This is a genomic window from Aeromonas sp. R4-3, assembly GCF_040908275.1.
In the GTDB taxonomy this organism is placed as follows: domain Bacteria; phylum Pseudomonadota; class Gammaproteobacteria; order Enterobacterales; family Aeromonadaceae; genus Aeromonas; species Aeromonas rivipollensis.
In genome coordinates, this window is the sequence record NZ_JBFODK010000062.1 from 36,337 (window position 1) to 53,378 (window position 17,042).

At 54.1% G+C, this 17,042-nt stretch carries 7 protein-coding genes; all 7 read left to right on the forward strand.

Annotation, left to right across the window (positions count from 1 at the left end; translation table 11 throughout):
- The 7 genes from AB5Y91_RS20035 (at position 1) to AB5Y91_RS20065 (ending at position 16,974) form a co-directional block, all read left to right on the forward strand.
- A complete protein-coding gene (locus AB5Y91_RS20035) occupies positions 1 to 3,081 on the forward strand; it encodes a multidrug efflux RND transporter permease subunit (protein ID WP_111911399.1) in 3,081 nt (1,026 codons plus the stop codon).
- Between the two features lie 121 nt (positions 3,082 to 3,202).
- Positions 3,203 to 5,161 (forward strand): ATP-binding protein, encoded by a 1,959-nt coding sequence (locus AB5Y91_RS20040; RefSeq protein ID WP_111911397.1) that lies wholly within the window; start codon positions 3,203 to 3,205, stop codon positions 5,159 to 5,161.
- A gap of 76 nt (positions 5,162 to 5,237) precedes the next feature.
- Positions 5,238 to 6,587 carry a glutathione-disulfide reductase gene (gene gorA, locus AB5Y91_RS20045; protein ID WP_168236099.1) on the forward strand — a complete coding sequence of 450 codons (1,350 nt, stop codon included), beginning with the start codon at positions 5,238 to 5,240 and terminating at the stop codon, positions 6,585 to 6,587.
- Between the two features lie 348 nt (positions 6,588 to 6,935).
- Positions 6,936 to 11,621 carry a hypothetical protein gene (locus AB5Y91_RS20050; RefSeq protein WP_368170619.1) on the forward strand — a complete coding sequence of 1,562 codons (4,686 nt, stop codon included), beginning with the start codon at positions 6,936 to 6,938 and terminating at the stop codon, positions 11,619 to 11,621.
- 869 nt (positions 11,622 to 12,490) lie between these two features.
- A complete protein-coding gene (kdpA, locus tag AB5Y91_RS20055) occupies positions 12,491 to 14,170 on the forward strand; it encodes a potassium-transporting ATPase subunit KdpA (RefSeq protein ID WP_041206621.1) in 1,680 nt (559 codons plus the stop codon).
- 67 nt (positions 14,171 to 14,237) lie between these two features.
- Positions 14,238 to 16,301, forward strand: a complete 2,064-nt coding sequence (gene kdpB / locus AB5Y91_RS20060) for a potassium-transporting ATPase subunit KdpB (protein WP_163135484.1) — start codon at positions 14,238 to 14,240, stop codon at positions 16,299 to 16,301.
- Positions 16,302 to 16,458: 157 nt separating this feature from the next.
- A complete protein-coding gene (locus AB5Y91_RS20065; RefSeq protein ID WP_005326326.1) occupies positions 16,459 to 16,974 on the forward strand; it encodes a potassium-transporting ATPase subunit C in 516 nt (171 codons plus the stop codon).
- Positions 16,975 to 17,042 lie beyond the last annotated feature (68 nt).

Consider the following 17,042-nt stretch of genomic DNA (forward strand, 5'->3'; position numbering starts at 1 on the left):
ATGCGATTTACTGACATATTCATAAAACGGCCGGTGCTGGCGATCTCGCTCAGCTTCCTGATAGCCCTGCTGGGCTTCCAGGCCATCTTCAAGATGCAGGTGCGGGAATATCCCGAGGTGATCAACACCGTCATCACGGTCAACACCAGCTACTATGGCGCCAGCTCGGATCTGATCCAGGGCTTCATTACCCAGCCTCTGGAGCAGGCGGTCGCGCAAGCCGACAACATCGACTTCATGACCTCCTCCAGCCAGCTGGGCAGCTCCACGGTGACGGCTTACATGAAGCTGAACACCGACCCCAACGCCGCGCTGTCCGACATCCTGGCCAAGGTCAACTCGGTGCGCTCCCAGTTGCCCAAAGAGGCGGAAGACCCTTCGGTCACCTCCTCCACGGGTTCCACCACTGCGGTGCTCTACATGGGCTTCACCAGCCCCGAGCTGAACTCCAGCCAGATCACCGACTACCTGGAGCGGGTCATCAAGCCCCAGCTGTTCACCGTGGGCGGGGTATCCAAGGTTGACCTCTACGGCGGGGTCGAGTTTGCCCTGCGGGTGTGGCTGGATCCGGCCAAGATGGCCGCCTTCGACCTGACCGCCAGCGACGTGATGACTGTGCTCAACAGCAACAACTATCAGTCCGCCACCGGTCAGGCCACCGGCTATTTCACCCTGTTCAACGGCAATGCCGAGACCCAGGTCAGCAATACCGATGAGCTCAAGCGTCTGGTGGTGGCGACCCGGGATGGCAAGGTGATCCGCCTCTCCGACATCGCCAAGGTGTCGCTGGAGAAGAGCCACGACATCTATCGCGCCAGCGCCAACGGCCGTGAAGCCGTGGTGCTTGCCATCAATGCCGCGCCGACCGCCAACCCCATCAACATCGCCCACGATGTGCTGGAGCTGCTGCCGAGCCTGAAGAGCAACATGCCGAGCACCATGCAGGTCAACATCCTGTATGACTCCACCATCGCCATCAACGAGTCCATCCACGAGGTCATCAAGACCATACTGGAAGCGGCCGCCATAGTACTGGTGGTGATCACCCTGTTCCTCGGCTCCTTCCGGGCCGTCATCATCCCGATCATCACAATACCGCTGAGTCTCATCGGCGTGGTGATGATGATGGACATGTTCGGTTTCTCCATCAACCTGATGACACTGCTGGCCATGGTGCTCGCCATCGGTCTGGTGGTGGATGACGCCATAGTGGTGCTGGAGAACGTCGATCGTCACATCAAGGAGGGGGAAGAACCCTTCAGGGCCGCCATCATAGGCACCCGGGAGATCGCGGTGCCCGTCATCGCCATGACGGTGACCCTGGCTGCGGTGTACGCGCCTATCGCCCTGATGGGGGGCATCACCGGCTCCCTGTTCAAGGAGTTCGCGCTGACCCTGGCGGGGGCCGTGTTCGTCTCCGGCATCATAGCCCTGACCCTGTCGCCCATGATGTGCTCCAAGATGCTCAGGGCCAACGAGACCCCGAGCAAGTTCGAGAGCACTGTGCATCACCTGCTGGATCGGATGACGGCCCGCTACGACAGCATGCTGCATGCTGTCATGCAGCGCCGCATCGTGGTCATACTGTTCGCCGTCATAGTGTTCGGCAGCCTGCCGCTGCTGTTCAAGTTCATCCCGAGCGAGCTGGCCCCGTCCGAGGATAAGGGCGTCATGGCCGTGCTGGGGACTGCACCGTCCAATGCCAACCTGGACTACATCGAAAACACCATGGCGGACGTGAACAAGGTGCTGGATGACCAGCCCGAGATCGCCTACTCCCAGGTCTTCTCCGGGGTGTTCAACGCCAACCAGGCCTTCGGCATCGCCTCCATGGTGCCCTGGAGCCAGCGTGAGGCGAGCCAGAAAGAGGTGCTGGATCGGGTGGCCGGTCTGGTGAAGGACATCCCCGGGATGGCCATCACCACCTTCCAGTTCCCCGAGCTGCCAGGTGCCTCCAGCGGTCTGCCCATCCAGTTCGTCATCACCACCCCGAACAGCTTCGAGAGCCTGTTCCTGATCGCGGGTGAGATGCTGGCGGCGACCCAGGCCAACGGCCAGTTCGTCTATTCGGATCTCGATCTGAACTACGACTCGGCCACCATGAAGATCAGCATCGACAAGGACAAGGCCGGTGCCTACGGCATCACCATGCAGGACATAGGCACCACCATGGGCACCATGATGGCGGACGGCTATGTCAACCGGATCGATCTGGATGGCCGCTCCTACGAGGTGATTCCGCAGGTGGAGCGCAAATACCGCCTCAACCCCGAGTCCATCAAGGGTTACTACGTGCGCGCCGCCGACGGCAAGTCGATCCCGCTGGGCAGCCTGATCAAGATTGAAGTGGTTGGCGAGCCCCGCGCCCTGCCCCACTTCAACCAGCTGAACTCCGCCACCATAGGCGCCGTACCGGCACCCGGCGTGGCCATGGGGGATGCGATCAACTGGTTCAAGGCCACCGCCGAAGAGAAGCTGCCGCAAGGCTATCGCTACGACTTCATGGGGGAAGCCCGCCAGTTCGTGACCGAGGGCAATGCGCTCTACGCCACCTTCGCCCTGGCCCTGGCCATCATCTTCCTGGTGCTGGCCATCCAGTTCGAGTCGGTGCGTGACCCCCTGGTGATCATGGTGTCGGTACCCCTTGCCATCAGCGGGGCCCTGATTGCCCTGGCATGGGGCCTGGCCACCATGAACATCTACTCCCAGGTGGGCCTCATCACCCTGGTCGGTCTGATTACCAAGCACGGTATTCTGATCTGCGAGGTGGCGAAGGAGGAGCAACTGCTGCACGGTATGAACCGGATGCAGGCCGTGATGCAGGCTGCCAAGGTTCGTTTGCGCCCCATCCTGATGACCACGGCGGCCATGATTGCCGGCCTGATCCCGCTGCTCTATGCAGCAGGCGCGGGCGCGGCCCAGCGCTTCAGCATCGGCATCGTCATAGTGGCGGGTCTGGCCATAGGCACCCTGTTCACCCTGTTCGTGCTGCCGGTGATCTATACCTTCCTGGCCTCGGAGCACAAACCGCTGCCGGAATTCGACGAGTCCATTCCAGCCAAGGCGAAAGGAAACCATTGATCCTCAGCCAACAGCAACAAGGCCCCGAAAGGGGCCTTATTTTTATCCATTTGATGGCACACGACATGAGTCCATGAAGCAGTTAAACTAGGCCGTTCGCAATCCAGACCGCAAGGATGCCATGTCAGGAATCTTCTCCAGGGCCATAGGCCTTAACGGACTCTCTTATCGTCTGCTTTCCTACATTCTGATCTGCAGCACAGTGCTGGCGCTGGTCATCACTGTGTTGCAGCTCGCCTGGGATTACAACAAGGACGTCACCGTCATAGAGGCGAGCATCGACCAGATCGAGGCCTCCTTCCTGCAACCCATCTCCGCCAGTCTGTGGAACCTGGATGAAGAGCAGGTCAAGGTGCAGATCGAAGGCATCATGAACCTGCCCAACATGCAGTTCGTCATGGTCAAGGAGATGCTGGGCAACTCTGAAGTGCCGCTGCTGACCCAGGGGGTGGAGCAGGCGCAATACGATATCTCCCGCGAATTCAGCCTCACCTATCAGGGAGAGGTGGTCGGCAAGCTGTTCGTCGCCGCCACCCTGGATCAGGTCTATCAGCGGCTGATCGAGAAATCGGTGCTGATCCTGGTCAGCCAGACCATCAAGACCCTGGTCGTCTCGCTCTGCATCCTGGTCATCATCTATTACCTGGTGATCCGTCATATCAACCGCATCGTCAGCTACGCCCAGAAACTGAGTCTGGATCGGCTGGCGGTGGAGCTGACGCTGGAAGGGCGTCCCCTGCCCCGCAAGCACCCGGACGAGTTCGATGCGCTGGCCGCCACCCTCAACCAGATGCGCACCCGATTGAACGACGAGTTCAACGCCCGCCATCAGGCGGCGGATCAGCTCCAGCAGGAGCGGGACTTCTCCGCCACCCTGATCAACTCCGCCAACATGGTCATCTGCTGCATGGAGCCGGATCTCAACATCGCCAGCATCAACCCGGCCGCCATACTGCTCACCGGCTACCACCACGAGGAGCTGCTGCAGCACAACTGGCTGGATCTCTTCGTCAGCGAGGAGCAGCGGGCCGAGCTGGCGGCCACCCTGGCGGATCAGGGCTCCCTCGAGGACAGGGAGATCACCATGCATGACCAGCAGGGCAGCGAGCTCGTCCTGCAGTGGACCTTCGCCCCCTTCTACGAGGGGCCGAATCTCAAGTATCTGATTGGCTTCGGTTATGACATCACCCCCCTCAAGAAGGTGGAGCGGGAAATCATACTGTTCAACGAACAGCTGGAAGGCAAGGTGGCGGAGCGTACCCGCAGCCTGAGCGATGCCAACGACCAGCTGGGCAAGGCCTATGACGATCTGAAACAGGCGCAGCAGACCCTGGTGGAGTCGGAGAAGATGGCCTCCCTGGGTTCCCTGGTGGCCGGCGTGGCCCACGAGATCAACACCCCCATCGGCATCAGCGTGACGGCCTCCTCCTATCTGCAGGAGCGGGTGGCCGACTTCAAGCAGCACCTAGAAGCCAAGCAGCTGTCGCGCTCCTATCTCAACGAGTTCACCCAGAACCTCGACGAGTCGATGCAACTGCTGCAGGGCAACCTGAGGCGGGCCTCCGAGCTCATCGCCAGCTTCAAGCAGGTGGCGGTGGATCAGTCGTCCGAGGCGCGCTACAACTTCAGCCTCGCCGACAACCTGCATCAGGTGGTGGTCTCCCTCGGCTACAAGCTGAAGAAGGCCCAGTGCGAGGTCGACATCCAGTGCGATCCCAAGCTGGCCATCTACTCCTTCCCCGGCAGCTTCACCCAGATCTATTCCAATCTGATCCTCAACTCCATCCATCACGGTTTCGACGGCTGGGACAGGCCCAAGAAGATCACCATCAGGGTGGAGCAGCAGGGTGACGAGCTGGTCATCGATTACAGTGACAACGGTCGCGGCATCCCCCCTGAGATACTGCCGCGCATCTTCGATCCCTTCGTCACCTCCAAGCGGGGCCAGGGTGGCAGCGGGCTCGGCACCCACATCATCTACAACCTGGTGGTGCAGCTGCTCCGTGGCCGCATCCATTGCGCCAGCGAACCTGGTCAGGGTGCCCAGTTCCATATCCGCCTGCCGATCCGGCAGAACTGAGCGCCGGCTCTTGTGAGCCGGCCACTTTGTCCCCATCATGCTGTGATTGCATTCTTAACGAGCGGAGAACCTCGCAATGGCACAGCATTTTGACTATATCGCCATCGGCGGCGGCAGCGGCGGCATCGCCTCGGCCAACCGGGCTGCCATGTACGGCAAGAAAGTCGCCCTGATTGAAGCCAAAGAGCTGGGGGGTACCTGCGTCAACGTCGGCTGCGTGCCGAAGAAGGCCATGTGGTATGCCGGCCAGATCGCCGATGCCCTGAGATACGGGGCCGACTACGGCTTCGACACCACCCTCAATCACTTCAGCTGGGCCAAGCTGGTCGAGTCCCGTCAGGCCTATATTGGCCGCATCCACAAGTCCTACGAGAACGTGCTGGGCAAGAACCAGATCACCGTCATCAAGGGCTTCGCCCGTTTCGTCAGCAGCAACACTATCGAGGTTGATGGCGAGCAGTACAGCGCCGATCACATACTGATCGCCACCGGCGGCCGCCCCGAAGTCCCGACCATACCGGGTGCCGAACTCGGCATCGACTCCGACGGCTTCTTCGATCTGCAAGCCCAGCCAAGACGGGTCGCCGTGGTCGGTGCCGGCTATATCGCGGTCGAGATCGCCGGCGTAATGCAGGCCCTCGGCTCAGAGACCCATCTGGTGGTGCGCAAGCACGCGCCGCTGCGCAACTTCGACCCCATGATCCACGAGACCCTGGTGGAGATCATGGCGCAGGAAGGGCCCAAGCTGCACACCCACGCCGTGCCCAAGGCCGTGGTCAAGAACGCCGACGACAGCCTGACCCTGCAACTGGAAGATGGCCGCCACCTCACTGTGGACTGCCTGATCTGGGCCATAGGCCGCGTACCGGCCACCGACAACCTCAACCTGGCCGCCACCGGCATCACCCTGGACGAGCAGGGCTTCATCCCGACCGACAAGTTCCAGAATACCGCCGTCGCCAACCTCTATGCGGTGGGTGACAACACCGGCCGCATCCAGCTCACCCCTGTGGCCGTCGCGGCCGGTCGTCGCCTCTCGGAGCGGCTGTTCAACAACAAGCCCGACGAGCACCTCAACTACGATCTGGTGCCGACCGTGGTGTTCAGCCACCCGCCCATAGGCACCATAGGACTGACCGAGCCGGAGGCCATCGCCGAGTATGGCGAGAGCCAGGTCAAGGTCTACCGCAGCCAGTTCACCGCCATGTATTCGGCCCTGACCCAGCATCGCCAGCCCACCCGGATGAAACTGGTCTGCGTCGGGCCGGAAGAGAAGGTGGTCGGCCTGCACGGCATCGGCTTCGCCATGGACGAAATTCTGCAAGGCTTCGGCGTCGCCATGAAGATGGGGGCCACCAAGGCGGACTTTGACAACTGCGTCGCCATTCATCCCACCAGCGCGGAAGAGTTTGTGACCATGCGCTGAGGGAGCTGGAGCATAGAGGTCAAACCGGCCACTGCGTTCCCACTCCCCATCCGACCTGCACGGAAGATTTTGTTACTATGAGGGGTTAATGTAGAAAACCCACCTACACACGTTCGTGCTGTAGAAAAACTGAGAGGCCAGAGCATCGTTCTCTGGCCTTCATTTATCGACTCATCAATACACAGCCTCTTCTAACACGTTTATGCCCCATTTCGAGTTAGCAGAGTGACTTGAGGCTGACTCTGGCATACTGAGTTGACCGAATTTTAGTAATGATACAAAGTGTCTACTATTAATGGCTTAGAGTGACATAAGTTAAGCCAATGCAACTGCTCTTTGGAGATTAACATGGCAATGGAAGCAGGCGGGTATGCCGAAAAATTAGGTAATCGCTACGAAGCAAATTGGGTTGCTTATCAGTTACTGCGCTTGTTGGACGAAAAGATAGCATCTGTAACGGTCGAACCATTAGGTAATGATGAAGTTGGTACCGATGTCATAGTTGAAAATTCAGACGCAAGCCTTGAACATCATCAATGTAAAGTTGGTGCTGGTGATGCGGAACATTGGAGTGTTGCGCTTCTTTATGAGAAAGGGATACTAAAAAATGCCTTTGAACAAATTGAAAGAGGAAAACGAGAGTTTTATATAATTTCTCCACTCCCATCAAAACAGATGTCCGATTTAAAGGATAGTTCCCGAAATAGTCCAGAAGATGTCAATCAATATTACGAGCATCAAATATCAACAAGCAAAACTCGTAAAAAAGACTTTGACTACATTTGCGACAAGTTAGGATTAAATACTAATAATGAATTGCATTTAGATAGTGCTCGTCAATTCCTCGCAAAGTTTCATGTATTCCCATACACAATCGACACCCACTCCAATGAACAGCTCAACGATTATGCAAATAAGCTATTCGTAGGAAATCCAGTCAAACTTGTCAGCTTTCTAAAACACTACGCTGACAATGACGACAAATTGAGAACTAAGATAACCGCTCACGACCTTTTTCAAGATCTACAAAAATCAGGCTTTGAAGCTAAAGTACTTGAAGCTGATGATAGAATATCGCCAATAATTAACAATTTAAACACCAACTTCGAACAGTCAATAACCCCTTATTTGATTGCAAATAGCAATATTCATAGACCTGAACTAGATGAGCTCATTCAGTCTACGCAAAGCCACGCAATAACTCTTTTAATGGCTGAGGCTGGAATGGGTAAAAGTGCCCTATTGCTCGAATTAAAGAATGAGCTGGAGTTGCAAGGTGCAATTGTTGTACCAATTAGGCTAGACAGATGTAAGGTAGAAACTAGTGCTGATGCTTTTGGCCGAGCATTAGGTTTTTCATATACTCCAACGTATTCTCTAGCAAAATATGCTTTGAATAATAAAATTGTACTAGTGTTAGACCAATTAGATGCTATTAGGTGGACAGCTGCTCACTCAGACAATGCTCTTCATGTGTGTCAAGAGATCGTAAGACAAGTATTAACACTCAGGAATTCTAATGTCGATATTAGTATAGTATTTGCCTCAAGAGATTTTGATATCAGCGAAGATGTTGCTTTAAATGCTTGGTTAAGTTCGATAAATGATAAGTTAAACACAGTAAAACTGTCTAGTCTTTCAGACGAAACGGTTAAAGAATTAGTTCAACCTTATGAGAAATATGAGACTTTATCAGCAGAGCAACAAGATACACTTAAAATTCCTCTTTGGCTTGGCATATACATATCTATAGCTCTTTCGGAAGAACGCGCCCCTGACTTTACGAACAAGCTTGAACTTGTTAAACGCTATTGGGACAACAGAGTATTAGAGGCAAATAAAATAACGGATCCCAACCAAAACTTGTTGGTGATAAATGAACTTTTACATCAAATGATTAGTAAATCAAAGTTCTCTGTATCAGAAACATCCCTACACAATATATCGCTAACTGCATTGAGCGCATTGCTGTCTGTCGGTTTGGTTACAAAACAAAACAAGCAAATAAGCTTTAGCCATCAAGCACTCTTCGATTATCAAGTAGGTGTCAGGTTATTTAGCGCCGCACAGGATTCATTCGATAAACTTCTAGAAGAGATTGGTGACTTTTCCCAACAAACATTAACAAGAAGAGAGCACTTAAAGTACGCAATGAGCATGTTGCTTACAGAAAGCCAAAAAGATTTTTGCAAAATAGCGTCTTCACTACTTCAAAGTAAAAATATTAGGTTTCACTTAAAGTATTTGATATTTAACTCACTTAAAGAAATTAAAAACTTTAACGCTCCAGCAAAAAATTTAGTTGATGGCATTGTTAAATCACCTGAACTTTTACCCCACCTATTATCATCAACATGCTACTCAAATCCTGAGTTAGTTCATTATTTGTCAGAACAAGGCGCTCTAAACGCATGGTTGGATAATGCTACAGATAAAGATCTTGTATCGAAATTACTGCGAATCTTAAGGTCTATAGCAGATCAAAAGCCTGACGTTGTGTTGAAAACGGTAGTTCCATACATTGGAAAATCCCAAGAATGGAACAATAGAGTTTATGAGTCCTTATGCTGGGATATTGAAAACGATTCTGATGATATGTTTGAGATCCGAAAACAGCTATTAACGGCAGGCGTAAACGCTCATTTCATACACTGGAAAATGTTAGCTAAGAAAACACCTATACGAACCTTAGATCTTCTCGAAATACTTCTTAATCATTACAAGGAAGTTTTGGGTGAAAATAAATATATATCTAGAGATAAAGTCGATGCTATATCTCACCGAGATATATTTACCGAGTCTGACTTAGAAGGTATTGGAAAAATTTCAAACCAAATACCTTTTGAAGCATTAAAGCGCTTACTTAATATAGTCCATTCTATTGTTCGCGATATTGATGATGAGCAAATACATGAGGCATGGCTGTGCCAAGACAGACAATCAAACTACGATGCCGTTGAAAGCATTACTCATTGTGTTTTTTCAGTGATAGAGCGATCCGCAGAATGCCTTAAAGAGCAACCTGAAAAGCTCGCTGAAGCGATTGCTACACACTTAAACTCTGCAAGCCCAGTATTGAACCACCTGATAGCAAAAGTTCTAAAATGTTACCCCACTAGTGAAGCCGACACAGTTGTTAGTTGGTTGCTCTATACCCCGAAAAAAAGATTGAATTGTGGAAATACCTATATTGAACCGGAATGGAAACTACCAGGTGAGTTAGTTGATAAATTTTCTCCCCATTGTAGTGAAGACTTATTCCTACAGTTAGAAGAAAAAATTTACAACTACACACCCAATAGATCTATTGATAACTATAAATGGCGCTTAGAGTGCAGCCGAAAAGGTATTTATTATTCATATTGGGGTGAGCTTCAATACTTCTTATTACCTAAGTTATCGCAATCAAGACGCTCTGAAAAATCAAATCAGTTAATCGGCGTTTTGAATAGAAAATTTATTGAATACACCGAAAGAGACTTTTGTCGTGCTTTCCATTTAAGGCGCTCAGGAGGCATGGTAACTTCACCACTTCCATTAGGTAATGTTTTATCAAACCTTACTTGGACTAAGTTGATTTTAACTCCCAAAGAGAGAACCAATAGGAAAACTTGGCGTCAAGCAGGCAAGCAAGTTGTTCATGAATCAAGCGTAGAACAATTTGCCAGAAGCCTAGAAACTGCCGTAATTAATGAGCCAGAAAGGTTTGCTAGTTTAGCATTAACACTGCCTTCCAATATAGATTCAGATTATATTGAGTGGATTTATTATGGCTTATCTAATACAGATCAAAACAGAGTTAGTGAACAATATAGAAGTGGATGGCAACTTTGCCCTGTAGGGCTTATAGAAAAAGTTATAAATCACTTTGGATATGAAGGATATGAATATCAAATAGTTAGAGTTTTTGATAGACGAATAGCTGAAGATGGCTGGTCAAACAAAATGACTGATCTATTATTAAAGCTTTCAAAAACAGCTAAGGATCCTGAACCAGAAAAGCTAAATGTAATAGTGAATAACGAACCTAATGTAGTTCAAGATGTTCTTGTTAGAACCTTAGCTTCCAATGCAATAAATTGTTGCAGAGGCGTTGCTTTTGGTGCAATTGGTCACTTATATTGGAAAAGTGACAAGTTGGCAAGTGAATTAATTAACTCTTTGGATGACGTAATTAATGACCCTCATCCAGCAGTGAATTATTCAGCTTCTGAACTTCTATTACCAATATACAATTACAACCGACAGTTGGCGCACCAAAAATTCTTAGCGTTATGTAATAAAGATTTGAGAATGTCCTGTATCAGGGGTAATCATTACTTTTTTAACGATGGCTTCACAGAAGATAGCTCGTTTCGTGAACAGTATCTAAATTTAACTTTAAGAATGAAGTACTCGCCTTTTGATGAAGTGAAGAAGGAAGCAGGTCGTCAAATCGCTGCTCGTTGGTTTTTCTATGAACTGTTTAGTGAAGAAATTCATACACTTAAAAAGTGGGATACTCCATTAAAAAGTGGTGCAACAAGCGTAATTTCACAATTTTTAACAGAGTCTCGTTATAATGCAACAATAAAAAAGTTACTTCCACTGTATGATGTTTTGTCGAATGATGATGATAAGCTTATATTGGAAAAAATTGGTAGAAGTGTTAATAACAAAAATTATTGGTCAAGAACTGATACTGCATCATTCTTCTCTGTGTTAGCAAATTCAAAAGCTGCGTTATATAACCTTTGGCAAATATTCCACTATCTAGATGAAAACAAAGTCAACCTTGTTGGTATCTCTAACGAGTTATTGCAGCTTGTCAAAAATATTGTAAGTTCTGATGCTGTTGATAAAAACCAGCGCGCTATGAATATTAGGGATTCAGATTTAATCAAAGTTCTCCAGCGATTGTATGAAGAAGCAGGAGATGATGAAGATGATGAGGTTATTAACCAATGTCTAGATATTTGGGACCTTTTGTTAAAAAATCAAGTTTACTCAGCAATTAACGCAACAACTAAACTAAGCACAGGCATGCTTGGTTAAAAATGTTTAGATAAATGAGCTCAAAGCATTTAAGTTCCGTCTCGAAATGAGACCTAGCCTGGTTAATAACGAGGATTAAAGTTGGAACACGTTAAATCTGCCTTTGATACTTGAAGTTATCCGTATACAGCTAATTTATAAAAATCGCCAACTTGGAAATGCCCAAACCTGAGCTACAGCTAGAATGATACTTTAATACTCTGCTGTGGCCAGGCTCAGATAGGATGTCTACGGCCAGTGTGAACCTATATTTCTTTCCTACATATATCCCAAAAAACTTTCACATGTGAAAGTGCTAGCAACTTTTACTATTCAATGAAAGTGCTCAAACTGCCCAAATTGGTACATTACAGGCCTTAGGATTGAATCCCCCCTACTTTCCTAACCAAACACGTGGCAGTAAGCCAGAACCATGCGTTGAGGCTGAGGAACAGGGAGGCAGAGGCCAAACCGACAACTGCGTTCCCCTTCCCACCCCACCAGCGCGGAAGAATTCGTGACAATGCGATAAGGGCAGATGAAGCTGGTCTATCACTACCAGGCCAGCTTCTACAACGATGTAACTCCTTTACCCAAACCCGGCTCAGGCCGGGTTTTTTGATCCCCTCCCACCCGATCCCCTCTGAAAGTGGCCTTCTTTACGCCGATTTTACGCTCCCCCAACGCCCCTTTATGGCGCCTTTACGCCCGTTTTACATACCCTTTCAGCGTCAATGACACCAACGGAGTCGATATGGATTTGCATCGACTCTCGACGCTAATTATCTCAACGGAGTCGTTATGAATTGGCTATATCTGCTGCTGGTCCTCGCCCTGATGGGTTACCTGATGCGCGCACTCACGCGTAGTCACGAGTGAGGAACTAGAACATGTGGCAAGAAATAATCTATCCAGTGGCCTTCGTGCTGCTGGTCCTGCTGCCGGCACCCCTGCTCGGCAGCTATATGTATCGGGTGTTCGAGGGCAAGAGCCGCTGGCTCGCGCCGGTCGAGCGCGCCACCCTGGCCTGCTGTGGCACGGATGGACGGGAGCAGGACTGGAAGTCCTACGCCCTCAGCCTGCTGGCCTTCAACGGTGCCGGTTTCGGTCTGCTGTTCCTGATCCTGATGGCCCAGGGCCTGCTGCCCCTCAACCCGCAACAGCTGCCGGGTCTGAGCTGGCAACTCGCCTTCAACACCGCCGTCAGCTTCATGACCAATACCAACTGGCAAGCCTATTCAGGTGAGGCCAGCCTCTCCTACTTCAGCCAGATGGTGGGGCTCACCACCCAGAACTTCGTCTCCGCCGCCACAGGTGCCACAGTCGCCGTCGCGCTGTTCCGCGGTCTCTCCCGCCAGCAGACCATACACCTTGGCAACTTCTGGCAGGATCTGGTGCGCTTCTGCCTCTACGTGCTGCTGCCCATGGCGCTTATCATGGCGCTGCTGCTGGTCTGGCAAGGGGTTCCCCAGAGTCTGTCGGCTTATCTGCCGTTCCATGCCCTGGAAGGTCAGGAGCAGTTGCTGCCGCTCGGCCCTGCCGCCTCGCAGATCGCCATCAAGCAGCTCGGCTCCAACGGTGGCGGCTTCTTCGGCGTCAACTCGGCCCACCCGTTCGAGAACCCGACCGCCCTCTCCAACTGGCTGGAGATGGTCACCCTGCTGACCATTCCCGCTGCCCTGGTCTGTACCCTGGGCCGTTACGTGAAGGATTCCGGCCACGGCCGCGCCATCCTCTCCGCCATGACACTGTTGTTCGTGCTGGGGCTCGGCCTCTCCGTCTATCAGGAGCTACAACCGGATCCGGCGCTCGCCCAGCTCACCACCCAGGCAGGCAACTGGGAAGGCAAGGAGAGCCGCTTCGGCCCCGTGCTCTCCAGCATCTGGGAAGTGGCGACCACCTCGGCCTCCAACGGCTCTGTCAACGCCATGCACGACAGCTTCACCCCGCTCGGTGGCATGGTCGGCATGATCAACATGCTGCTCGGTGAAGTCATCTTCGGCGGTGTGGGTGCCGGTATCTACGGCATGATGCTGTTCGTGCTGCTGACCGTGTTCCTGTGCGGCCTGATGGTCGGGCGCACGCCGACCTATCTCGGCAAGCGCCTCGGGATCACCGAGATGAAATGGGTGGTCGCCAGCATGCTGGTGATGCCGGTCGGGGTTCTGGTGATCGGCGGGGTAACGCTGCTGATGCCGGATGCCGCCACCATCATGGGTCACGACGGTCCGCACGGCCTGTCACGCCTCATCTATGCCTACGCCTCGGCCGCCGGCAACAACGGCTCGGCCTTCGGGGGCTTCGCCGCCGCGGACAACTGGCAGTGCGTCGCCATAGGTCTGGCCATGCTGCTCGGTCGCTTCGGCTACATCATTCCGGTGCTGGCCATCGCCGGTCAGCTCTCGCGCGCCTCCCAACAGGATGCCGGCGAGGGTGACTTCCCCATCCGCGGCCCGCTGTTCATCACCTTGCTGATCATCACAGTGCTGCTGATAGGCGGTCTCTCCTTCCTGCCGGTACTGGCGCTGGGCCCCGTCGCCGAGCACCTCCTGATACTGGGAGCGCTCTGATGACCCTGTCCATGTCAGTCACCTTACCGATGCCAATGGTCGAACATCTGATGCTGGGAGCATTCAAATGAGCAAGTCCATCTCCATCCCTGCCCGCACCGAAAAGGTGAAGGGCAAGGGCAAGAAACAGACCTCACAAGTCGTGCAGGCCATGATCGAAGCCTTCTATCGCTTCAACCCCAAGGCGCTGTTTGGCAGCCCCATACTGTTCACCCTCTGGCTGGCCGCCGTGATGGCGACCGTGGAGTCCCTGCTGGGTCAACCCCTGTCGGGAGTCACCCCCAGCCTGGCCTGGCAGCTGACTGCCTGGTTGTGGCTGACCCTGTGGTTTGCCAACTTCGCCGAGACCCTGGCAGAAGGCCGTGGCAAGGCGCGGGCCGACAGCCTGAAGGCGGGCATGAGCCAGCTTCAGGCACGCAAGGTGCGGGATCCGAAAGATGGCCAGGGCGAGTGGATCCCGGCCACCAGCTTGCAAAAAGGGGATCTGGTGCTGGTGCGCAGCGGCGAGATGATCCCGGCCGACGGTGAAGTCATTGCCGGTATCGCCTCCGTCAACGAGGCCGCCATCACGGGGGAATCCGCCCCCGTCATCCGCGAGTCCGGCACCGACCGCAGCGGCGTGACCGGCAATACCACTGTGGTCTCCGACGAGATCTGGGTCCGTGTGACCAACAATCCCGGGGAGAGCACGCTCGACAGGATGATAGCGCTGGTCGAGGGGGCCAAGCGCCAGAAGACGCCCAACGAGATGGCGCTCGATGCCCTGCTGGTGGGTCTGACCCTGATCTTCCTGCTGGTGGTCGCCACCCTGCCCTGGTTCCTCGACTACAACGGCACCCAGGTACCGCGCCTCTACCTGCTGGCCCTCTTCATCACCCTGATCCCGACCACCATAGGGGGTCTGCTCTCCGCCATCGGCATCGCCGGCATGGACCGGCTGGTGAAGCTGAACGTGATCGCCAAGTCGGGTCGTGCCGTGGAGGCCGCCGGTGACGTGCGTACCCTGCTGCTCGACAAGACAGGCACCATCACCTTCGGCAACCGCATGGCTGACGAACTGATCCCGGCCCCCGGCGTCGATCCCTCCCTGCTGGCCCAGGCCGCCATGCTGGCCTCCCTCGGCGACAACACCCCCGAGGGCAAGTCCATCCTGACCCTGGCCGGCAAGAGCATGGCCAAGCCGAGTCAGCTCGAGAGCGACAAGGTGATCCCCTTCAGCGCCGAGACCCGGTTGAGCGGTCTGGATCGCAACGGTCATCAATATCGCAAGGGGGCCGTGGATGCGGTGCTCAACTACCTCTCCCTCGATCGCAAGGGAGTGCCCGAGCTCATTCTGAAGGCGGTCGACAACATAGCCCGCCAGGGCGGCACCCCGCTGCTGGTATGTACCCACGAGCAGTTGCTGGGGGTGGTGTACCTCAAGGACATCATCAAGCCAGGCATCAAGGCCCGCTTCCAGATCCTGCGCCACATGGGGATCCGCACAGTGATGATCACCGGGGACAACCCGCTGACCGCCGCCGCCATCGCCGCCGAGGCCGGGGTGGATGACTTCATCGCCGAGGCGACACCGGAGAAGAAGCTGGCCTATATCCGCCAGGAGCAGGCCGATGGCCGCATGGTCGCCATGTGCGGTGATGGTGCCAACGACGCACCAGCACTGGCCCAGGCGGACGTGGGTCTGGCCATGAACGAAGGCACCCAGGCCGCCAAGGAGGCGGGCAACCTGGTGGATCTGGACTCCAACCCCACCAAGCTGCTGGACGTGGTGCTGGTGGGCAAGCAGTTGCTGGTCACCCGGGGCGCCCTGACCACCTTCTCCATCGCCAACGACGTGGCCAAGTATTTCGCCATACTGCCGGCCCTCTTCATCGCCGCCTACCCGCAGCTGGGGGCGCTGAACCTGATGCAACTCGGCAGTCCAGAGAGCGCCATACTGTCGGCCATCATCTTCAACGCCCTGATCATAGTGGCGCTGGTGCCGCTGGCACTGCGGGGGGTCAACGTGAAGGGCTCCGCCGCCAGCCTGCTGCGCCGCAACCTGCTGATCTATGGTCTCGGTGGCCTGATCGTGCCCTTCATCGGCATCAAGTTGATCGATCTGGTCATCACAGGCCTGGGTCTGGTGTGATGAAAACGCCTCACTATGGTATCCACGGCCAGATCGTGCCCCCATCCATGGGCATCAAGCTGATCGACCTGGTCATCACAGGCCTGGGTCTGGTGTAACGACATAACGGGTGCAAGCCTGGCCTGCACCCCATCAATCTGTTTGGAGCGAGAGAATCATGATAGCAATCAGAACCCTGCTGACCCTGACCCTGCTGCTGGGTGTCGGCTACCCCCTGGCCGTCACCGGGCTGGCCCAGCTGTTCTTCCCCTGGCAGGCCAACGGCAGCCAGCTGACCGATGCCAAGCAGCAGTTGGTCGGCAGTGCCCTGCTGGCGCAGAAGTTCGAACGGGCGGAGTACTTCCACTCCCGCCCCTCTGCCAGCGACTTCACCACCATTGGCAGTGGCGCCAGCAACCTGGGGGTGAGTTCCCCCCTGCGCAGCGAATTTGCCAAGGCCCAGGGTAATTACCAGTCCCCCGCCATGCTGACCCGCTCAGGTTCGGGCCTGGATCCCCACCTGCCCCTGGATGCCGTGCTGGCCCAGGTGGATCGCGTCGCCAAGCAACGCGGGCTGGATCCCGCTTCCCTGACGGAGCAGGTCAAGTCGTCCACACAAGCTGGTATCCTTGGCCCCCAGGTGGTCAACATCCTCCAGTTGAATCTGTTGCTCGATCAGCACAAGGACGCATGATGGCGCACCTGGCTGGCCCGAGTTGGAGGGCGACCCAGATTTTCGAACCGAGCCGGTGGTTGCTCCAT